Here is a 20038-nt window from a genome sequence, read left to right on the forward strand (position 1 = left end):
GGTGGTGGCTGCGGTGTAGAGGTCGCGTAGTTCGCGGGCGAGGATGGCTTCGGACCAGCCGTCGAAGATGATGTGGTGCAGGCAGATCACCAGGATGGACTGGTCGGGTGTGGTGCGCAGGAGTGTGGTGCGCAGCAGTGGTCCGGTGGCCAGGTCGAACGGGGTGGCGGCGGCGGCGTTAACGTGGCCGGTGATGGTGTTCTGGTCGTGGCCGGTCAGGTCGGTGAGGGTGATCGTGACCGGTGCGGGGGGGTCGATGATCTGGTAGGGCTGGCCCGTGTCGTCGGCGGCGAACCGGGTGCGCAGCGCTTCGTGCCGGACCACCAGGTGCGTCAGCGCCTGTTCGAGCGCCGCCACGTCGACGGGTCCGGTCAGCCGCAGGGCGACCCGGATCAGATACTCGTTGCCGCCGGGCTCCAACTGGTCCAGGAACCACAGGCGCTGCTGGGCGGACGACAGCGGGACCCGGCCCTCCCGAGGCAGCGGCCGGGGCCCCTGCCCGCCGGCGGTGCGGTTCACGCGCCGGACCGCCCCCCGGGAGCCGTCGGCCGCGGGAGGTGACGTACGGAGGACACGCGCCGCGGCCAGCTCACCCACATGGGCGCTCAGCAGCCGTGCCGTGGGGTTCTCATGAACGGCTTCCGGTGAAATGGCGACGCCGAACTCCGCGGCGATCGCCTTTGTAATCTGCGAGGCGGTCTCGTCGTCGCCGCCCAGCGTGCCGAATTCGCTGTCTCCCGCGATCGCATCCGTGGCGAACACGTCTCGCCAGATACGAAGGATTCGCACTTCATCCGCGTACTTGACATTCGTCATCGGGCCCTACCCATCATCTCCACAGGGCGGCTTCTCATATCGCGCATTCGCCAGCCTGTCAGTCCGTACCCCTCCTGCCACCTGGGCGGTTCCAACCACCCGGCCCAAGGGCACTTCTGTCCAGCGAATGCGTACGACAGTGGATGACCTCGAAAAACGCGCCGCACAGGAATGCGGTGGACGCCATTTCCCGCCATGGGGTGATTGCGTTAATCGCGATTGCCGCCTTACGTTCGGCGGCATGAAAAGGGTCCTTTCGGCGCACCAGGCCACCCAGGGAACCATCGTCGACGACATTCGCGGTCACGCCGCCCGTGAACCGCACGCACCCGCGATCGTGACGCCGCAGGCCGTCATCGGCTACCGGGACCTCACCGACCGGATCGATCACCTGGCCCGGGTGCTGGCCGCCGCCGGAGTCGGCGCCGAGAGCCGCTGCGCCGTCGTCGCCGAGGACGGTGTCCACACGGTGATCGCGATGGCCGCCGTGATGCGCGCCGGCGGAGCGTTCCTCACCCTCGACCCCGGGCAGCCGGTCCAGCGCCTGCACGCGATGGTCCGCGGCGTGGACGCCCGTTTCCAGATCACCACCGCCGCGCTCGCGGGACGGCTCACTCTGCCCATCGGCGGCCCCACCATCTTGATAGACCGCCTCGGCGACGTGGCGGGGGGCGCGCTTCCGGCTCACGTCCCGCCGCGCTCCCTCGCCTACCTCAGCCACACCTCGGGGTCGACGGGAACCCCCAACCCCGTCATGATCGAGTACGGCGGGCTGGGCGCCTACCTGCGGTTCATCGTCACCGCCGGCGGGCTCGGCCCGCACACCGTGGCGCTGCAGCTGGCGCCGTTCGGCTACGACGCCTCGATCCGGGGCGTCTTCGCGCCGCTGGCGGCGGGAGGCCGCCTGGTCCTGCTGCCCCGATCCACCCTGCTGCGACCCGTCGCCCTGGCCGACGCGGTGCGGGACTACGGCGCCAACACCATCTTGAGCAGCACCCCGACCCTGCTGACCGCACTGGCCCAGGACGAGGAGGTCGCCGCACGGCTGCGCGGCCTCGACCTGATCCTCTGCGCTGGAGAGTCGCTGCGCCCCTTCCTGACGGCCGGGGGCAGGCGGCTGGCCGCGGGCCGGCTGGTCAACCACTACGGGCCGACCGAATGCACGATCACCTCGACCTGTTACGAGGTTCCCGACCAGCCGGACACCGAGGCCGACCTGATCGGCACGCCGATCGACGGGGTGACGGTCCGCCTGCTCGACCAGAGCATGCGCGCCGTGCCCGACGGCGCGGTCGGCGAGATCCACATCGGCGGCTCGGGCGTGGCACGCGGCTACGGCGGCCGGCCGGCCCTGACCGCCCACCGGTTCGTCCCGGACCCGTACGGCCCACCCGGCGCGCGCCTGTACCGGACCGGTGACCTGGCGCGGCGCGGACCTACCGGCATCCTGGAATTCCTCGGCCGCAACGACAGGCAGGTCAAGATCCGGGGCTACCGCGTGGAGCCGGCCGAGGTCGAAGGCGCCCTGCTCGGCCATCCGGCCGTGACCGGGGCGGTGGTCACCTCCGCCGCGGACGAGCGCGGCCGGGTCCACCTCGTCGCCCACGTCACAGGCGTGCCGCCCGAGATCACGGACGCCGCGCTGCGGGCGCACCTGGCCGAGACCCTGCCGCCCCACCTGATGCCGCGCCGGTTCCACCGCGTCGACAGCATCCCCACCACGCACAGCGGCAAGACCGACCGGGCCGCCCTCGTGGCGCACGCTCCGGCCCACGGCGGCGCGGGCGCCTGACCCGCGGCCGTCCTCCCGAACAGGACGTCCACCACCACCCATCTCAGCTCGCCGGCCTTGGAAGGGCGAAACCCATGACGACGACGAACGACGACCGGACGTACACCGCCGACCTGACCGAGCTGGTCGTGGCCGTGTACAGGGAAACGATGCGCCACGAGGGACTCGGACCCGACAGCGACTTCTACGAGGAGGGCGGGGACTCCATGACCGCCTTCCAGATCATCGCGCGGCTGCGCGCCGCACTCGACGTCGAGATCCCCGTCGCGCTGGTCTTCGCCTGTCCCACGCCCACCGACCTCGCCGCCGCCGTCGCCGACCTGGCCTACGGCCAGGCGGGCGACGACGCCGGCCTCAACTGAACGGAGAGCCCGAAAATGAAGGACGAATCGGCGCCGCACGTCGGCCAGTGGCGGTTGTGGACCCAGGTCTCAGTGCGGGGACCGGGCTTTCCGGCAGCGGGGGTGCTGCGCCTGGCACCGGAGGGCCTGGCGGCCGCCGCCAACGGGTTCGGCGCGGGGGAGGAGCTCGCGGGGGCCCAGTGGGACGCCTTCGAGAAGCGGTTCGGGGCCGCGGCGCTGTCGGTCTCGGGGACGCTGCAGGAGATCGCCGGGCTGCCGTTGTTCCAGTCGGCGGTGGCGTGGCAGAACCGGACGGTCCTGCGATCGGGAATCGGCCCGTTCCTGCGGTGGACGCCGGAGGCCGGCAAGCGGCCCAGCATGGCGCGGCAGCGCGAGGAACTGGTGGCGCACTACTGGCAGCGGTTCTGCGTGAAGAACGACACGATCGGGTTCTTCGGCCCGGTGGGCTGGGGCACGTGGGACCGGTCCGTACGGGGCGTGGCGGTCGAGCCGGGGGTGGGGCTGGTCGCCGAGTCGGGGGTGTACTTCTCAAGCTGGGCGGTCGACGCGCTGGCACGCTGTGTCAGCGAGGACGAGGCGGTCCGGGAATGGCTGGCGCCGCGGCGGATGCCGTTCGTGCGGATGGGCGCCACCGAGGTGAGCGTTCCCGGCCTGCCCCCGGTGCGGGTCGGCCAGGTTGAGCGGGAGGTGCTCCGGCTCTGCGACGGCACCCGGCCCGCCCGCGCCATCCAGCGGGAACTCGGCGAGCACGTCGACGTGCGCGGCGTGCTCGAAACGCTGGTCAGACGCCGCTGGATCGTCTGGCGGCTCGACGTGCCCGCGGACACCTATCCGGAACGCCGGCTGCGTGAGCTCCTCGACCAGATCGGCGACCCCGGCGTCCGGGATCGGGCACTGGACAAGCTGCGGGTCCTCGAACGCGGCCGGGACCGGGTCCGTGAGGCGGCCGGTGATCCCGAGGCCCTCGTGGCCGCCCTTGAGGCGCTCGAAACCGAGTTCACCGAGCTGACCCAGGTCGCCGCGCAGCGCCAGAAGGGCGGGGGCGGCGCTCCGTGCCGGGCGCTGATCTACTCCGACAGCATGCGCGCGGCCCGGGTCCGGGTCGGCACCGAGTTGCTCGACGCCCTGGGCCCGCTGGACCTGCTGCTGACCGGGGGAGCCTGGCTGACCTCCGCCCTGGCGGAGCGGGTCATGGCCCGCGCCCGCCAGGTCTACGCCGAGCAGACCAAGGGCCGGGGTGAGGCCCCCCTCGACCTGGCCACCTTCTGGTTCGCGTGCATCCCCCTGCTGCACAGCGGCGCCGTCGCCGACGCGGCCGACCTCAAGCGGGAGTTCGCCAAGTGCTGGGAGGACATCCTGCGCCTGCCGCCCGGCGCGCGGCGCGTGCGGTTGACCCGCGCGGACATCGCCGACCGGGTCCGCGAGGCCTTCGGCGAGCCCGCCGGGGGGTGGGCCACAGCGCGGTACGCCTGCCCGGATGTGCTGGTCGTGGCGGACGACGCGGACGCGGTGAACCGGGGGGAGTTCGAACTCGCTCTCGGGGAGCTGCACCTGGCCATCAACACGCTCGGCGCGTCGCTCTTCGTCAACCAGCATCCCGACCGCGAAGAGCTGATCGAGCTCACCGACCTCGATCACCCTGGGCCGCGTCTGATGCCGCTGCAGCCCAAGGAGCACCGTGCGCGGCTGTCCGCCCGCACGAGGTACTCGCTCGTCCGGGACCAGGACTACTGCGTCGCGCTGGCGGACTCCAGCGCCGACCCCCGCCGCCCGCGCACGATTCCGAGCGCGGACGTCGTCGTGAGCGACCGCGACGGCCGGCTCGTCGCCGTGCTGCCCGACGGGGGCGTGTTCGATCTCGTGGACATCTTCTCGCAGGCCCTGACCATGCTGGTGCTCGACATGTTCCGGATCGTGCCGGAGGACGCCGACCACTTCCCGCGGGTGACGATCGACCGGATGACGGTGGCGCGGGAGACCTGGCGGTTCGACCCGGCGACGATGGAGTTCGCGGACGAGAAGAACGAGGCGAAGCGGTTCGTACTGGCCGGCCAGTGGCGCGCCGCGCGGGAACTTCCGCGCTTCGTGTTCGTGGTGTCGCCCACCGAGCCCCGGCCGTTCTACGTGGACTTCCACAGCCCCGTGTACGTGAACATCTTCGCCAAGGCGGTGCGCCGGCTGTCGCGCGACGACCCGCAGGGCCGGCTCACCATCAGCGAGATGCAGCCCACTCCCGAGCAGACCTGGCTGACCGATGATCAGGGCAACCGGTACACGTCCGAGCTGCGCTTCGTCGCCGTCGACGACACCCGGGCCCGCGCCGGCGACGAGCCTGCTCACCGCTCCACGCCGCTGACGCGGCGCGTGGTCGCCGGCCAGGACGCGCTGGTGCCGATCACGTGAACGGCGGCCCCGGCCATCCTGGTCACCGCCTTCCGAACAACCGACCAATGGCAGATCCGCCTCCGGCGTGAGGCGATGACCAGAGGGGCGGGCCGCCGCTGAGCGGCCCGCCCCTCTGGCCGGGACCGACCGCGTCAGCGGTAGACCAGGCCGGCGCCGACCTCGATCACCTGGCCGGTGACTCCGGCGGCGCCGTCGCTGACCACGAATCGCGCCGCCGCGATCAGATCCTCCGGTACCAACCGGCGGCGTAGCGCCTGCCGGGCGATCACCTCGGCGTCCAGTTCGGCCTGGGCGCGCCCGTCGGCGAGTTCGAACTCGCTCTGCGTCTTGATCGCGCCGGGCGAGATCGCGTTGACCGTGATGCCGTCCGGGCCCCAGGCTCGCGCCAGCGACCGGGTGAGCCCGACCAGCGCCGCCTTGCTGGCGACGTACGACGGTCCGGACGGGCCGGCGAGCCGCACCGTGGCCGAGGTGATGTTGACCACCCGCCCCCACCCCCGCTCGCGCATCCCTCCGCTCAAGGCCTGCGCCAGCACCATCGCGGCGGTCACGTTCACCGCGAAGGTCGCCTCCCATTCGGCCAGCGGCAGGTCCTCGATCGACACGTTCGACGCCCGGGCCGCGTTGTTGACCAGCACGTCCACGTCGCCGGCCTGACCGGCCAGCGCCAGTACCGAGGACGGGTCGGCCAGGTCGGCCTCGACGACCCTGACCCTCGCGCCCGCCTCCTCGCAGCGCCGCGCCACCTCGGCGATCTCCTGGTCGGCGCACAGGTGGTGCAGCACCAGCGTGACACCCGGCTCCGCCAGGCCCTCGGCGAGCGCCGCCCCGATGCCCCGGCGGGCTCCGGTGACCAGGATCGTGCGGCCGGTCACGGCCGGGCCTCCGCATCCGGGGTCAGCACGGTCTTGACGGTCCTCCCGGACCGCACCAACGCCAGCGCGTCGTCGATCCGATCCAGCCCGAACCGGTCGGTGACCAGCGGCGCCAGCCGGTCCGCGTGCCGGCGGACGAGGTCGATGGCCGGCGGGAAGCTGTTCAGGATGGCCATCGACCCCACGATGGTCAGCTCGTCGGCGTAGATCCGGTACGGCGACACGGCGGCCGTCGCCTGAGGCGAGGCGACGCCGAAGACCAGCAGATGGCCGGCGCGTGCCACACAGTCGAGCGCCTGCGCGAAGGCCCGCGGGTTGCCGGTCGCCTCGATCACCCACGGGGCGCGGAGCTGCGCGGCCTCCTCGGGATCGCAGGCGCGCGCCCCGGTCAGCCGTTCGGCCAGCCGGCGCCGGGCCGGGTTGACGTCGACCACGGTCACCGGTCCGACGCCTCGCAGATCGAGCATGATCGCCAGAATGAGCCCCATCGTGCCGCCCCCGAAGACGATCGCGGGCTCGTCGGGCCGGGGGTTCAGCCTGTGGAGGCCGCGAACCGCGCAGGCCACCGGCTCGGCCAGCGGGGCCGCCTCCAGCGGGAACGGTTCCGGCAGCCGGTACAGGTTGGCCTCGGGCACCGCGGTGAACTGCGCCCACGCGCCCGGACTGGTGGCGCCGATCGCGCCCCACCGCCGGCACATGTTGCCCTGTCCCCGCCGGCACGGGTCGCACCGTCCGCAGTGCAGTGAGGGGTCCACGGCGACGAGGTCGCCCACCGCGTACCCGCCGACCTCATGGCCGACGGCGACCACCTCGCCGTAGGGCTCGTGCCCGGGGATCAGCGGCAGCCGGTCCACTCCAAGGTCGCCGCCGACCAGGTGGAGGTCGGTGCCGCAGATGCCGCACGAACGGACGGCGATCACCACGCCGTCGGGTGCCGGTGCCGGGTCGGGCACCTGGGCCACGTCGAGCCGGTCCGGCGCGGATACCACCACGGCGTACATCGTTTCCTCCTCGGTCCGGGTCACTCGAAGACGATCAGGCCGCGGGTCTCGGTCCCGGAGCGAAGCGCGTCGTAGGCCTCGTCCACCTGATCGATCCGCCACCTTCTGGAGACCAGGTCGTCCAGGCGCAGCCTCCCGGCGAGATAGAGGCCGACCAAATCGGGGAAGTCGACCGGTGGATTCGACGAGCCGTACTTGGAGGCGATGATCCGGCGTTCCCCGTTGAGCAGGTGTCCGGGGTCGAACGAGAGGGTCGCACCGTCGGGATACCCGGCGATCAGCACGCACGTACCCCGGGCGGCCAGAGCGCGCGTCGCGAGCGGGAACGCGGGCGGCGCACTGCTGGTGACGAACGCGTAGTCGGCCCCGCCGCCGGTGATCTCAAGGACGCGCGCGACGGCGTCGTCCTCGGTCGCGTCCACACAATGCGTGGCGCCGAGCGACATGAGCGCGGGAAACTTGGCGGGCACCACGTCGACGGCCACGATCGGGTACGCGCCGGCCAGGGCGCCCGCGTGCAGCGCGCTGATGCCGACCCCGCCACATCCGACCACCGCCATGCTCTCGCCGGCCCGTACACGCGCGGTGTTGCGCACCGCGCCCACCCCGGTGGCGCCGGCACACCCGATCAGCGCGGCCAGGTCCAGCGGGATCCGCGGGTCGACGGTGACCACGGCGCGTTCGTTCAGCACGGTCAGCGGCGCGTTGGTCGCCGGCCCGTAATGGAAGACCTCCGCGCCGTCGATGTGGAACCGGGTGGCGCCGTCGGCCATCCGGCCCAGCGGCGGCTGGGCGGCGCACAGGGCGGGCGCTCCCTGCCTGCAGGTTCGGCACCGGTCACAGCCGGGCGCCCAGGAAACGATGACATGGTCGCCCTCGGCCACCGACGTGACGCCGGGGCCGACCGATTCGACCACTCCTGCCCCCTCATCGCCCAGCACGATCGGCATCGGGATCCCCGCGTGCTGGCCGTTCATCGCGTACAGGCAGCTGTGGCAGACCCCGGAGGCCGCCATCCGTACCCGTACCTCGCCCGCGCGGGGTTCGTCGACGTCCAGCTCGACGACGCGGTGCGGGGTACGTGCTTGGAACAGCACCGGTGTTGCTACGCGCATCGGGTTCCTCCTCCATTGGTCATCCGGCGGCCGGCCCGGACAGGTGGATCTTCACTTCGGCGCCGGTGGCCGCCGCGCGCAGCGCGTCCGGCGCGTCGCCGACCGGACGTACCGAGGTGACGAGCCGGTCGACCGGCGCTCCGGCGCTGATGAGCCTCTCGGCCGCGGTGAAGTCGTCCGGCAGGTACATGGCCGAGCCGGCGATACGGATCTCCTGGTCCTGGATGGTCTCGATGGCGACCTCCAAGGGCCCGTGACCCACGCCCACCACGACCACGCTGCCACCGCGACCCGACAGCGAGATCGCGGCGCCCAGCGAGCCCGCGGTCGCCACGCAGTCGAAGACCACGTCCGGCCGGCCCCCCAGAGCGTCGGCGAGTTCGGCTTCCACCGCCGGGCCGGCCGCGTCCAAGGCCGCCACCGCGCCCAGCCGGGTGGCCAGCGCCCGCTTGCCCGCGACCGGGTCGGTGACGGCCACCGCACCGGCGCCCGCGTCGAGCGCCCCGAGCAGCACGCACTGCCCGATCGTGCCGCCACCCAGCACGGCGACCGTGCATCCGTCGAGCCGGCCGCCGTGCCCGGACGCCATGCCGACGGCGTGCACCGCGGTGGCCAGCGGTTCGGTCATCGCGGCCGCCGCCAGGGAGACACCGGCGGGTACGGGCGCGAGCGCGGCCTGCGGGACCGCGAAGAAGTCGGCGAACGCGCCGGGCCGATGCGACCCGATCCCGACCAGGTCGGCGCACAGGTTCTGCCGGCCGCGCCGGCAGTAGAAGCATCGCCCGCAGTACAGGGCCGGGCGGAGGTAGACGGCGTCGCCCACCGTGTGCCCGGTCGTGCCGGGACCGGCCTCGGCCACGACACCGGACGCCTCGTGGCCCGGCGGGATCGGGTAGGGCAGCCATGGATGCCCGCGCCGCAGCGTGTGCAGGTCCGAGCCGCAGATTCCGGCGTAGGCCATGCGCACCAGGACCTCACCCGCCGCCGGTCGAGGGATCGGCACCTCGCGCACCTCGACCTGTTCCGGCCCTGTGATCCACACCTGCCGCATGCTCATAGGTCACCGCTCCTTTTCTCGACCGCTCCGAACAGGTAACCGGCGACGCCTCGCCTGCCGACGTCGAGCAGGTAGACCGACCCGCCGCGAGACGGGCCGGCGTCGTCCGCGGCGGTGGTCACCGCGAGCAGATCGAGGCCGCGTCCGGCGAAGGCGCACGAGGTGACGTTGCGGTCGGGCAGTTCGACCCGCCCGGTCGGCGTGCCGTCGGCGCGCAGCCGTACCAGGCAGCCCGCACCCCAGACGGCGAGCCACAGGTCGGCCCGCGCGTCCACGGCGAGGCCGTCCGGAATGCCGTCCGCGCGCGGCACACGGGCGATGACCTCAGGCGCCCCAACCCCGCCGTCGCGGTCGAACGCGGCGCGGGACACGGTTCCGTCGCCGCTGTCGACGAAGAACAACAGATCGCCACGCGGGCTCCAGGCGATGCCGTTGCCGTGGCTGATTCCGGTCCAGTGCGGGAACAGCTCGCCGGTCGGGTCTACCGACCACAGCGCGCCGGCACCCGGCAGGTCCGGACAGACCGTACCGGCCCAGAGCCGGCCGTCCGGGCCGGCCTTCGCGTCGTTGAACCGCTCCCCGGGGGGCCGGCCGGGGAGCCGCGCCAGCACGGTGGACGGCACGCCCGGCCCATCCGCACGGCGCAGGACCTGGTCGTCGACGGTGAGCACCAGCCCGCCGTCGGTCTCGGCGGCGACCGCGCTGACCACCCCGGCCGCGACGGGCCAGCGTTCGTGCCCGCCGGGGCGCAGGGCGTGCAGCTCGCCGCGTACCGCGTCGACCCAGCGCAGGCCCGCGGCCTCGGACATCCACAGCGGGCTCTCGGCCAGCTCGCACCGGCTGTCGACGACCCGTACGGTACGCGCGGGGAGGCGGGGGAGGCGGTCCAGCTCCATCAGGACTCCGGAGGCAGGCAGGCGATCACCCGTACCGCGCCCCGCAGCCGCAGCGGTCCGGCCGCGGCGGGGACGACCAGCGTCTCCCCGCACTCGATCGGCGTCCGGCCGCCTTCCCAGGACAGCGTTCCGGCGCCGCCGGTGACGACGAGGACGGAGAAGCCGGTGACCGGCAACCCCTGCTCCTCGGTGCACTCCGCCTGCCACGCGCGGAAGTAGGCGTCGGCGTCAACGGGGAAGAGGCTACGCAGCCGGCCACCCGAGGAGGAGTGGAGGTCACGGGGCGCGGGTGTCAGCTCGTCGAGCCGGTCGGCATAGCCACCCAGGTCGAAGCAGGTCAGCGCGAGGTCCCAGCCCAGTCCGAGCGTCGCCGGCTCCGGCCCCACCCCGAACGCGTCGTGCTCGGCGAGCACCGAGAACGACGTCGGCTCCTGCAGTTCGGTCACCAGCACTCCGGCACCGATGGCGTGCGGCAGCCCGGCGGGTACGTAGAAGACCTGGCCGGCGGTCACCGGAAGCTCGTTCATCGCGGCGAGCATCGCGGTGCTGTCCTGGCGGGCGACCCAGCCCCGCATCTGTTCGGCGTCGACGTGGTCACGCATGCCGAGCCAGACGCGGGCGCCGGGCGCGGCGGCCAGCACGATCCACCCCTCGGTCTTGCCGAACCGGCTGCCCAGGTGCGCCTGGGCGAAGGCACGCGTCGGGTGGCAGTGCACCGGCAGCCGTTCGCCTGCGTCGAGCAGCTTGACCAGCAGGCCGGTCTCCGTCCCGTTAGCGGCGGCGAACTCCGGCCCCAGCCAGGCTTGCGGGTTCGCCGCCACCAGCTCGCGCAGCGAGCCGTGTTCGGTACGCGAGACCCCGGTGTCCGGGGGATACCCGGGCGGCAAAAGCGCGGCGGGCAGGGCGGACAGCGATCCGACCCAATCCTCGGGCCCGGTGGCGCGGGAACCGCCGCCGCGGAACGCGCTGATCCGCTCGCCGCCCGAGTAGTAGACCGGTACCCGGTTGTCCTCCAGCAGCAGCGGGGCCGGTGCGTTGTTCATCGATCGCCTCCTGACTGGGCCGCGTCGTCGAGGGGGTAGAGCGGTCGTGGCGCGCGACGGAATTCGAGGTAGTCGAGCCGGGGCGTGCTGGCACCCGGCAGGTCGAGCAGGATCGCGCCGGCGTGAAGACCCCGGAATCCGGCCCGGTACATGGTGGCCGAGCGGACCACGACGGCGTCCGCGTCCGCTGGTTCGAGCCCGGCGTGCCGGTATCCGGCGGGGTCGAAGGTCGGTGCCGGGCGCTCGGTCACCAACACCACCAGGCCTTCGCCGGTGTCCACGGTGGCCCAGCGACCCATGGAGACGGGCTGGCCGGTCATGGAGTCACCGGTCAGGATGACCGGTTCGGTACCCAGCCGCCGCACGGTCCCGGCCAGCGGTGCCGGCGTGGACCACCGGGCGTCCAGGGTCGCGCCCACCGCGGTGTCGACCGCGCCACCGGGGCCCGCCGCGAAACACGCGGCCACCGCCGGGGCGTCCACCACCGTCGCGTACGCCCGCAGGCCTCTGCCGTGCTCCAGCAGTGCGGCGATCACGGCGGCGCTGTCGGCGGTGGCTCCCGCGGTGGGCGAGTCCGCGGACTGGACCAGCAGCACCGGCCCCAGCCGGGTACGCGAGCGCGCCTGGCGGATGGCCTCGGCGACCGGTACCGGTTCCACCGCGAACCCGGCCCGGTCGTGCCATGCCTCGCCGGCGATCCGCTCGGCGACCGCGCCGGCCGCGGAAGCGGCTCCGGGGGAGCCGTTGTGCGTGACCGTGACCCCGAACCCCAGCTCGGGCACGTCCAGCCAGGGCTGCACAGGGAACAGTGACACGTCGAGGATCGGCCCGCCGGTGGCCGTGTCGGCGATCGCGCGCAACCGCGCCATCGGCGGGTCGGACAGGGCCTGCGACTCGGCGGGCACGAGCATGGGCCGCTTGGCCAGGACCGTGCCCGGCCGCAGCCCGTCGACCGCCGCACGTAGCGCGAGGTCGGCGGCGCGCCGTCCGGTGTCGCCCTGGTCCACGTGCGGGTAGGTGTGGAAGCCCACCAGCGCGTCGGCGGCGCGCACGATCCGCAGGGTCACGTTGGCGTGCAGGTCGTGCGTCACGATCAGCGGAACGCCGGGCGCGAGCACCGCCCGCGTGCTCTCGGCCAGCGCGGCGTCGGCGGCGGCCTCGCCGTCGGCGACCAGCGCGCCGTGCAGGCAGAGCACCAGCGCGTCGACCGGTCCGGCGGCGACCAGGCCGTCGAGCAGCAGGCGTCGCAGTGAGGTGAAGCCGTCTCCGTCGAGGACACCGCCGGACATCGCCCAGGCCCGCATGATCGGCACCGGCCGGGCTCCTGCCTCCTCGATCCGCTGGACCGCGCCGGCGAGCTCGGTGTTGGTGCCGGCCGACCGGTCCGCGGCTTCGGTGCCGAGCCAGAGTCCCTGCGCCACGAAGTCGTCCAATGTGGACGGTCGCGGGGAGAAGGTGTTGGTCTCCTGGATGAGACTCGCGACGGCGATCCTGACCGGCATCAGTGCATCACCCAGCCACCATCGACGACCAGCAGCTGCCCGGTCACGAAGGACGCGTCGTCACCGAGCAGAAAGCTCGCCGCCGCCGCCACGTCGGCCGGTTCGCCTCGCCGGCGCAGCGCCTGGACCGCCGACATGGCCTCGGCCAGCTCGGCTTCGTCGCCGTACACGGACTCCGCCGGGGTACGGATCGCACCGGGCGCGATGGCATTGACCCGCACCCCGTCAGGACCGGACTCCCGGGCCAGGGCCCGGGCCAGCCCGATCAGGGCGGCCTTGGACGTCACGTAGTGCAGGTTCCCGGTACGGCCGAGCAGCGGCGTGACCGACGACATCACCACCACCGCACCGTGGCCACTGCCGGCCAGGTCCGGGTAGGCGGCCTGAACGCACAGGAAGGCACCGGTGACGTTGACCGCGAGCACCCGTGACCAGTCCTCGGCGGTGAGCCCGCGCCAGTCGCTCCGCGCGGCCACCGAGACCGCCGCGTTGCACACCAGCGCCGATATCGGCCCGAGCCGGTCGCGCGCCGTGTTCACCAGGTCCTCGACCTGGCCGGGGTCGGACACGTCGGCGGGGATCGCGGCGGCCCGGCCACCGGCGGAGCCGATCCGCCGGACCAGCGCTTCGGCGGTGGTCTCCTCGCCGGCCGACGGGTGGTAGTTCACCGCGACCGCCGCTCCGTCGGCGGCCAGCCGCAGCGCGATCCGCCGCCCGATGCCGCCCGCGGCCCCGGTCACCACGGCCACCCGGCCGGCCAATGGCCTCGCCGCCATCAGAACCTCGGGAACTTGGCGCGGAACCCGGGCTGCGCGGAATCGGCGAACTCGCTGCCCTCACCGGCCTTGCGGTGATATTCGGCGTAGAACCGCAACTTGTCCTGGTCGATCTCCACGCCGAGTCCGGGGCCGGTCGGCACCGGGATCCGCCCGTCGCGGAAGGTGAACGGAGTGGTGATGATGTCGTCGGCCTGTTCTGGCAGGTGGGAGTCGATGGCGTGGCTGACCATCGTCTCCGCGGCCGCGACGTGCAGCACCGCGGCGGTGGAGATGCCCAGCTCGCGGTCGCTGTGCAGGCTCATCCCGAGGTTGAACGTCTCGCACACCTTCGCCAGTTGCAGCACCGAGCTGGGGCCGCCCCAGAAGTGGACGTCGCCGAGGATCACGTCGACCGCGCGCGACCGTACCGACAGCGGGATCTGCTCGAAGGTGACGCAGCACATGTTGGTGGCCAGCGGGACGGGGGTGCGCTCCCGCACCAGCGACATCCCCTCGATCCCCCAGGTCGGATCCTCGCAGAACTCCAGGCTGTAGTCGGCCAGCTCGTTGAGCACCCGGATGCTGGTCTGCACCGACCACACCGCGTTGGGATCGATCCGCAGGTACCGCAGCCGCGAACCGAGCCGCTCGCGCATCATCCGGACCGACTCGATCTCCTGGTCCGGATGCAGCACCCCGTTCTTGAACTTGATGTCGCGGAAGCCGTAGGTGTCGAACAGCTCCTCGGCGTGGTCGACGGCGTCCTCGGGGTGGTCCCCGTTGCCGATCTCGCCCGCGGAGGCGTAGCGGTAGAAGACGTACGCGGCGAACTCCACCTGTTCGGTTTCGATGCCACCCCACAGGTCTCCGCACCGCTTGCCCAGGGCCTTGCCGACCAAGTCCCAGCAGGCCATCTCGACCGCGGCGCCGGCCAGCTTCGCGGCGCCCACCAGCGCCAGCTGCTCGCTGGTCATCCGGAAGACGCTGAAGCGGCGGGTGATCCGCCACACCTCCATCGGATCGACTCCGATGAACAGGTCGCGGTGCAGCATGAGGGCGCGCACCACCTCCTCGCCACCCCGGGTCTCGCCGATGCCGACCAGCCCCTCGTCGGTGATGAGCTCGACGATGGTACGGGTGGTGGAAACCTCGACGCCGAAGGACCAGCGCAGCGGGCGGCGCAGCGGCACGGTCACCGGGGTGGCCCGAATGTCGACGATCTTCAAGAGACGGTCCTTCCTGGTCCGGAGTCGGTCAGCACCGCGCGGACCGCGTCGAGGGTGGCGTCTACATGGCTGTCCTCGTGCGCGGCGGACACGAACCAGGTGCCTCTGGGCAGCACCCGCACGCCGTGGCGCAGCAGCGCCGCCGCGAAGTCGGCGTACCGGGCGTTGTCGGCCTGCTGCGCCTCGCGATAGTCGCGCGGTCGCACGGTGCCGAACCGCACCTGGAACACGGCCGGATAGCCGACGATCCGCGCGTCCACCCCCGCGTCGGCGAACTCCTTGCTCAGCCCCGCCATCAGCCGGGTGCCGGTCGGGTCGATCCGCCGGTACGGCGTGCCGTTCCGGATCTCGGTCAGGGTGGCGAGCGTGGCGGCCATCGCGACGGACTGGGTGTTGTACGTGCCGCCGTGCAGCACCCGCCGATCGGCGATCAGGTTCATGTACCGCCGCCGGCCCACCACCGCGGCCACCGGGAACCCGCTGGCCAGTGCCTTGCCGAGGATGGTCAGGTCGGGCAGCACGCCGAGCAGTTGCTGCGCGCCGCCCGGGGCCACCCGGAAACCGGTGATCACCTCGTCGAAGATGAGCACGGTACCCGCCGCGTCGCAGGCCTCGCGGACCGCTTCGAGGTATCCCGGAACCGGGAGGATACCGGCGTTGTTGAACATGACCGGCTCCATGATGACGGCGGCCACGTCGCCGGAGGCGAGCCGCTCGCGTAGCGCGCCGGCGTCGTTCCAGGGCAGTACGGAGACGTTCGGGTCGGGGATCTGGCCGGCCGATCCGGGTACCGGTACCGGCGCCTCGGGCGGGCCGGCGGAGGAGAGGTCGGGTGCCACGCTCCACAGGACATTGTCGAACCAGCCGTGGTAGTGGCCCTCGAACTTGACCACCGCCGAGCGCCCGGTGGCCGCCCGCGCCACCCGCAGCGCGGCCTGTACCGCCTCGCTGCCGGAGACCGAGAAGCGCACCAGCTCGGCGGAGGGCACCAGTTCCACGAGCAGTCGCGCGGCGGCGTACTCCAGGTCGGTCTGCCCGGCGACGAGGATGCTGCGGTCGAGCTGCGCCCGCGCGGCCTCCACGACGGCCGGCGGCCGGTGCCCGAGCAGCATCGGCCCCATGCCGAGGAAGTAGTCGATCAGCCGGTTGCCGTCGGCATCGGTCAGGATCGGCCCGTCCGCCGACGCGAAGACCAGCGGATGGGGGCGGACTCCGAGCCGGAAGGCGCTGTTCACCCCACCCGCGACCACCGCGGAGGCCTGGTCGACCCGTGCTCGTGACTCGTCGAATTCCATCGGTCTCTCCTTCACCAGGTCGTCCACCCTCCGTCGACCACCAGGCTCTGCCCGGTGACGAAGGAGGAAGAGGGAGCCGCGAGGAACAGGACGGCCGAGCGCAGTTCCCGGTCGGTGCCGAGCCGGCGCATCGGGGTGCCGTCGGACAGCGCCGCGATCACCTCGGGCCGTAGCGCGTCGTCGTTGGCGGGGCTGGGGAACATTCCGGGGCACAGCGCGTTGACCGTCACCCCGGTAGGCGCCACCTCGGCGGCCAGGAATCTGGTCATCCCGATGACGGCGTGCTTGCTGGCGAAGTAGGACGCGATGTCCAGGCCGAGGCCCGGATATCGGGAGGCGTCCCCGGCGACCAGCCCGTACACCGAGGCGACGTTGATCACCCGGCCCCAGCCGCGTTCGATCATGCCGGGTACGAACCGCTGGCAGAGCCAGAACGGCGCCTCCACGTTGAGCGTCATGATCCGGCGCCACTCCTCGGAGCGGACCTCCTGCCAGGGTGTCCGGTGCGCCAGTCCCGCGTTGTTGACCAGCACGTCGATCTCGCCGGCGGAGGCGACCAGGGCGTCCACGTCGGCGGGTTCTGTCACGTCGGCGCGGATCGGCCGGACCGTACCCCGGTCGGCCAGCTCGTCGGCGGTGCGCCGCAGCGGTTTCAGCCGGCGCCCGCAGATGACCACGCTGGCGCCCGCGTCCACGAACGCCTCGGTCATCTGCCGCCCGAGCCCGTCCCCGCCACCGGTGACCAGCACCCGGCGCCCTGTCAGGTCGAAGTCGTCCATCGCCATGTCACTTCCCCGACCTGGCGGCGGAGCCGTCGACGTCGACGTCCTCCAGGCCGGCCATCAGATGCAGCAGCCGTGTATGGGTTATCCGGTCGACCGAGTCGTCGTAGACCACCCGGCCCAGCCGCAGCACCACCACCCGGTCCGCGACCGCGAACACGGTGCGGATGTCGTGGCTGATCAGGATCACCCCGGCGCCGTTCTCGGCCGCCTGCCGGGCGATGCGCAGCACGTTGCGGGTCTGCGTGACGCCCAGCGCCGCGGTGGGCTCGTCCAGGATGACCAGTTTGACGTTGTCCTTCATGGCCCGGGCGATCGCGACCGACTGGCGCTGGCCGCCGGACAGCCGTCCCACCGACCGGTTCATGTCGGTCAGCGTGATGCCCAGGGACGCCAGCCGCGTCCTGGTCCGGGCGACCGCGCCGGCGTCGTCGCGTACCGGGATCACACCGAACATCCGGCGCCTGGGTTCGTCGCCCAAGATCATGTTGTGTGCCACCCCCAGATTCGGGCAGACCGCCAGATCCTGGTGCACCGTCTCGATGCCGGCGCGGCGGGCGTCGATCGGGCCGCTGAACTCGACCGGCCGCCCCTCCAGCTCGATACGGCCGGCGTCCGGCTTGTAGACGCCCGAGACGAGTTTGATCAGCGTCGACTTGCCGGCGCCGTTGTCACCGACGATGCAGACGACCTCGCCGCCGCGCACCGAGAACGTGCCGTCGCGCAGTGCGTACACCGGCCCGAACCGGCGGGACAGGCCGGTCGTGGCGAGCACCACCTCGCCCGGCTCACGGGTCCGCGGCACACCCAGGCCGTACTCGTCGTCGGCGTCCGTGGGCGGTGACCCGCCCGCCGCCACCGGCTCGCCCGCCTCGGTGGGCGTGTCGGTGCGCGCCGAACGCGCCCGCCTGTGCTCGGCGATCTGGTCGGCGCCGAGGGCCAGCAGCAGCACCAGCCCCTTGCTGATCTGCTGCCACCAGTCCGCGAGCCCCGCGAAGATCAGACCGGAGCTGAGGATGCCGATGGTGGCGACGCCGACGAAGACTCCGGCCGGGTGCCCGCTGCCGCCGGCGAACCCGACGCCGCCGAGGATGACGGCGGTGAGCACGTCCAGCTCGAAGGCGGTGCCGATCTGCGGGGTGCCGCTGCCCAGCCGGGCGGTGGTCAGCACCGCGACGACCCCCATCAACAGCCCGTTGAGCACGTACAGCCTGACGACCAGCCAGTCGACGTCTATCCCGGTCAGCCGGGCCGCCTGCTGGTTGCCGCCGATGGCGAACAAGCGCAGGCCGGTGGCCGTGCGCAGCAGCCAGAAGCCGCCGGCGACGAAGACGACCGTGGCGATGATGACCGGCAGCGGAACGCTGTCGATCCGGGCCCGGCCGAGGAAGATGAAGGCGTCGGAGAAGCCGAACACCGACTTGCCCTCACTGACCAGGTACGCCAGTCCCTTGAAGACCGCCATGGTGCCCAGCGTCACGATGAGCGGCGAGATCTTCATGTACTTCACGAGGATCCCGTTGATCAGGCCTAGAATCAGCCCGGCGACCAGCCCGGCCAGCACCGCGCCCCAGACGTTGCCCTGGTCCTGGGCGAAGCGCGCGGTGACCACCGAGATGAGCGCGTACTGGCCGCCGACCGACAGGTCGACATGGCCCGAGACGACCAGGAACATCGCCCCAACCGCCGCGATCGCTATCGCGGAGATGTTCATCAGAATCGTGAGGCCGTTGGAGACCGTGAAGAAGTTGTCGTAGGCGAATCCGAAGTAGGCCACCAGGAAGACGCAGAGCAGGGCCAGCCCGTTACGTCGGCTGGGCTCGCCGGGTACCAGATAGCGGCGGTTCGCCACCACGGAACTGATCGACAAAACGCACCCCTCAGGCGACGGGTCAGGCGGCGTAGTTGATGAACTGGTCACGTTCCTGGTAGCGGATGGTGCCCAGGAGGGTGAAGTACGTGGCGGCGTTCTTCCAGGTGTCGGCCACCGCCTTCATGTCGGCCTGGTACTTGTCGATGGACTCGGCCGAGTTGAGCTCGATGGCGTTGAACTGCATGACCTGGGGGATCGGCTTGCCCTCCATCCAGTCCGCCGCGAACTGGCCCCAGGCGTAGCCCATCAGCGGGTAGGCGAAGGCGAAGCTGGCCTTGTACGCCCCGCCCTTGCGGATCTCGGCCAGTGCCTGCTCGTCACCGTCGATCCCGGACAGGTACATCTCCGGCCGGTCCTTGCCCGCGGCCTGCAGCGCCGACAGCGCGCCCAGGCAGAACGTGTCGCCACCGAGGATCACGTCGACCTCGGGGTGGGCCTGCAGGATGGTGTTCATCGCCTTGAAGCCGCCGTCCTGCGTGAGGGCCGGTGGCTGGACGTCGGAGACGATCTTCATGCCGGGTCCCGCGGTCTTCAGACCGTCCAGGACGCCCTGGTGCCGGGCCTTGAGCACTTCGATGGTGTCGAGGTTGAAGTAGACGACGTTGGCCTTGCCGCCCAGCTTCTCGGTGATGTACTTGGCGGCCGCCAGCCCCTGCGTGTTCCCGACCTTGTACTGGTCGGCGACGGCCTGCGAGGTGCTCGGCGGGGTCACCAGTGACAGTACGGCCGCGCCCGCCTCGATCGCGCGCTTCATCAGCGGCCCCTGGGCGTTGGCGTCCAGCGGCTGGATGCACAGCGCGCCGATGCCGCGCTGCAGGAAGGTCTCGATCTGCTCGATGTTCTTGGCCGAGTCGTCGTTGGCGATCGCCGTCACGAACTCCAGCCCGCGCGAGGTGGCCGCCAGCTCGATGGATCGCGTGATCTGCAGGAAGAACTCGGCGTCGGAGGTGTTGGCCCAGGCGATCCGCTTCGGGATCGAGGGCTTCTCACCCGCCGCGCCGCCGAACTGGAACGGCGCGAGCGTCTTCTTCTCGGTGAGGCCGTTGCCGATCGCCTTCTTCGCGGCACCCGACCCCGAGCTCGCCCCCGAGTTCGGCTCCGAGCCCGAGCCGCTGTCGACCGAGCACGCGCTGAGCAGTGGCGCGCCGAGGGCGACGCCGGCTCCGGTGATGACGCTGAGGCGCAACAAGTCGCGCCGGTTGATCTGGCCCAGGCCCTTGATTCGGTCAGGCATTGTGC

At 72.1% G+C, this 20038-nt stretch carries 17 protein-coding genes; 3 read left to right on the top strand and 14 right to left on the bottom strand.

What is annotated here, in order from left to right:
* Positions 1 to 816: condensation domain-containing protein (locus tag ACGFIV_RS27935; protein WP_392838150.1), on the bottom strand; the 816-nt coding region annotated here is incomplete at its 3' end.
* 241 nt (positions 817 to 1057) lie between these two features.
* Between ACGFIV_RS27935 and ACGFIV_RS27940 the strand changes: the two genes are divergently transcribed.
* The 3 genes from ACGFIV_RS27940 (at position 1058) to ACGFIV_RS27950 (ending at position 5373) form a co-directional block, all read left to right on the top strand.
* Positions 1058 to 2608, top strand: a complete 1551-nt coding sequence (locus tag ACGFIV_RS27940) for an amino acid adenylation domain-containing protein (protein ID WP_392838151.1) — start codon at positions 1058 to 1060, stop codon at positions 2606 to 2608.
* 74 nt (positions 2609 to 2682) lie between these two features.
* Entirely contained in the window at positions 2683 to 2970 is a 288-nt protein-coding gene (locus ACGFIV_RS27945) for an acyl carrier protein (protein WP_358560710.1), read from the top strand.
* Positions 2971 to 2985: 15 nt separating this feature from the next.
* The gene (locus ACGFIV_RS27950) at positions 2986 to 5373 is read left to right on the top strand and encodes a lantibiotic dehydratase (RefSeq protein WP_358560713.1); all 2388 of its coding nucleotides are present in this window, start codon (positions 2986 to 2988) and stop codon (positions 5371 to 5373) included.
* Positions 5374 to 5507: 134 nt separating this feature from the next.
* Here ACGFIV_RS27950 and ACGFIV_RS27955 read toward each other — a convergent pair whose 3' ends face one another.
* From ACGFIV_RS27955 to ACGFIV_RS28015, 13 genes are read right to left on the bottom strand one after another with little or no spacing between them, the layout of a single operon-like run.
* A complete protein-coding gene (locus ACGFIV_RS27955) occupies positions 5508 to 6251 on the bottom strand; it encodes an SDR family NAD(P)-dependent oxidoreductase (protein ID WP_392838152.1) in 744 nt (247 codons plus the stop codon).
* The gene (locus ACGFIV_RS27960) at positions 6248 to 7276 is read right to left on the bottom strand and encodes an alcohol dehydrogenase catalytic domain-containing protein (RefSeq protein WP_392838153.1); all 1029 of its coding nucleotides are present in this window, start codon (positions 7274 to 7276) and stop codon (positions 6248 to 6250) included. Before ACGFIV_RS27960 ends, ACGFIV_RS27955 begins: the two co-directional genes overlap by 4 nt.
* On the bottom strand, positions 7273 to 8367 hold the full coding sequence (locus tag ACGFIV_RS27965) for a zinc-binding dehydrogenase (protein ID WP_392838154.1): 1095 nt from the start codon (positions 8365 to 8367) through the stop codon (positions 7273 to 7275). The genes ACGFIV_RS27960 and ACGFIV_RS27965 overlap by 4 nt, the downstream gene beginning before the upstream one ends.
* Before the next feature lie 19 nt (positions 8368 to 8386).
* Positions 8387 to 9424, bottom strand: coding sequence for a zinc-binding dehydrogenase (locus tag ACGFIV_RS27970; protein WP_392838155.1), 1038 nt, complete (start codon positions 9422 to 9424; stop codon positions 8387 to 8389).
* Positions 9421 to 10320, bottom strand: coding sequence for an SMP-30/gluconolactonase/LRE family protein (locus ACGFIV_RS27975; RefSeq protein ID WP_392838156.1), 900 nt, complete (start codon positions 10318 to 10320; stop codon positions 9421 to 9423). The genes ACGFIV_RS27970 and ACGFIV_RS27975 overlap by 4 nt, the downstream gene beginning before the upstream one ends.
* Positions 10320 to 11363, bottom strand: coding sequence for a class I mannose-6-phosphate isomerase (locus tag ACGFIV_RS27980; protein ID WP_392838157.1), 1044 nt, complete (start codon positions 11361 to 11363; stop codon positions 10320 to 10322). The genes ACGFIV_RS27975 and ACGFIV_RS27980 overlap by 1 nt, the downstream gene beginning before the upstream one ends.
* Complete coding sequence (locus tag ACGFIV_RS27985) at positions 11360 to 12865, bottom strand: M81 family metallopeptidase (protein ID WP_358557995.1); 1506 nt, start codon at positions 12863 to 12865, stop codon at positions 11360 to 11362. The genes ACGFIV_RS27980 and ACGFIV_RS27985 overlap by 4 nt, the downstream gene beginning before the upstream one ends.
* Positions 12865 to 13641 (bottom strand): SDR family oxidoreductase, encoded by a 777-nt coding sequence (locus tag ACGFIV_RS27990; RefSeq protein ID WP_358557992.1) that lies wholly within the window; start codon positions 13639 to 13641, stop codon positions 12865 to 12867. The genes ACGFIV_RS27985 and ACGFIV_RS27990 overlap by 1 nt, the downstream gene beginning before the upstream one ends.
* Entirely contained in the window at positions 13641 to 14849 is a 1209-nt protein-coding gene (locus tag ACGFIV_RS27995) for an enolase C-terminal domain-like protein (protein WP_358557989.1), read from the bottom strand. The genes ACGFIV_RS27990 and ACGFIV_RS27995 overlap by 1 nt, the downstream gene beginning before the upstream one ends.
* Positions 14846 to 16144: an aspartate aminotransferase family protein gene (locus ACGFIV_RS28000; protein ID WP_358557986.1), complete on the bottom strand. Its 1299-nt coding sequence runs from the start codon at positions 16142 to 16144 to the stop codon at positions 14846 to 14848. The genes ACGFIV_RS27995 and ACGFIV_RS28000 overlap by 4 nt, the downstream gene beginning before the upstream one ends.
* Before the next feature lie 11 nt (positions 16145 to 16155).
* A complete protein-coding gene (locus ACGFIV_RS28005; RefSeq protein WP_392838158.1) occupies positions 16156 to 16929 on the bottom strand; it encodes an SDR family NAD(P)-dependent oxidoreductase in 774 nt (257 codons plus the stop codon).
* 1 nt (position 16930) lies between these two features.
* The gene (locus ACGFIV_RS28010) at positions 16931 to 18796 is read right to left on the bottom strand and encodes an ATP-binding cassette domain-containing protein (RefSeq protein WP_392838159.1); all 1866 of its coding nucleotides are present in this window, start codon (positions 18794 to 18796) and stop codon (positions 16931 to 16933) included.
* A 22-nt stretch (positions 18797 to 18818) separates the two neighbouring features.
* On the bottom strand, positions 18819 to 20033 hold the full coding sequence (locus ACGFIV_RS28015) for a sugar ABC transporter substrate-binding protein (protein ID WP_358557977.1): 1215 nt from the start codon (positions 20031 to 20033) through the stop codon (positions 18819 to 18821).
* Positions 20034 to 20038: the final 5 nt, after the last annotated feature.

The organism is Sphaerisporangium sp. NPDC049003 (assembly GCF_043197795.1).
Taxonomy (GTDB): Bacteria; Actinomycetota; Actinomycetes; order Streptosporangiales; family Streptosporangiaceae; genus Sphaerisporangium.

Coding starts and splice junctions, on each gene's coding strand:
- ACGFIV_RS27940 (WP_392838151.1), top strand. CDS start 1,058: ATGAAAAGGGTCCTTTCGGCGCACCAGGCCACCCAGGGAACCATCGTC.
- ACGFIV_RS27945 (WP_358560710.1), top strand. CDS start 2,683: ATGACGACGACGAACGACGACCGGACGTACACCGCCGACCTGACCGAG.
- ACGFIV_RS27950 (WP_358560713.1), top strand. CDS start 2,986: ATGAAGGACGAATCGGCGCCGCACGTCGGCCAGTGGCGGTTGTGGACC.
- ACGFIV_RS27965 (WP_392838154.1), bottom strand. CDS start 8,367: ATGCGCGTAGCAACACCGGTGCTGTTCCAAGCACGTACCCCGCACCGC.
- ACGFIV_RS27970 (WP_392838155.1), bottom strand. CDS start 9,424: ATGAGCATGCGGCAGGTGTGGATCACAGGGCCGGAACAGGTCGAGGTG.
- ACGFIV_RS27975 (WP_392838156.1), bottom strand. CDS start 10,320: ATGGAGCTGGACCGCCTCCCCCGCCTCCCCGCGCGTACCGTACGGGTC.
- ACGFIV_RS27980 (WP_392838157.1), bottom strand. CDS start 11,363: ATGAACAACGCACCGGCCCCGCTGCTGCTGGAGGACAACCGGGTACCG.
- ACGFIV_RS27985 (WP_358557995.1), bottom strand. CDS start 12,865: ATGCCGGTCAGGATCGCCGTCGCGAGTCTCATCCAGGAGACCAACACC.
- ACGFIV_RS27990 (WP_358557992.1), bottom strand. CDS start 13,641: ATGGCGGCGAGGCCATTGGCCGGCCGGGTGGCCGTGGTGACCGGGGCC.
- ACGFIV_RS28000 (WP_358557986.1), bottom strand. CDS start 16,144: ATGGAATTCGACGAGTCACGAGCACGGGTCGACCAGGCCTCCGCGGTG.
- ACGFIV_RS28005 (WP_392838158.1), bottom strand. CDS start 16,929: ATGGCGATGGACGACTTCGACCTGACAGGGCGCCGGGTGCTGGTCACC.
- ACGFIV_RS28015 (WP_358557977.1), bottom strand. CDS start 20,033: ATGCCTGACCGAATCAAGGGCCTGGGCCAGATCAACCGGCGCGACTTG.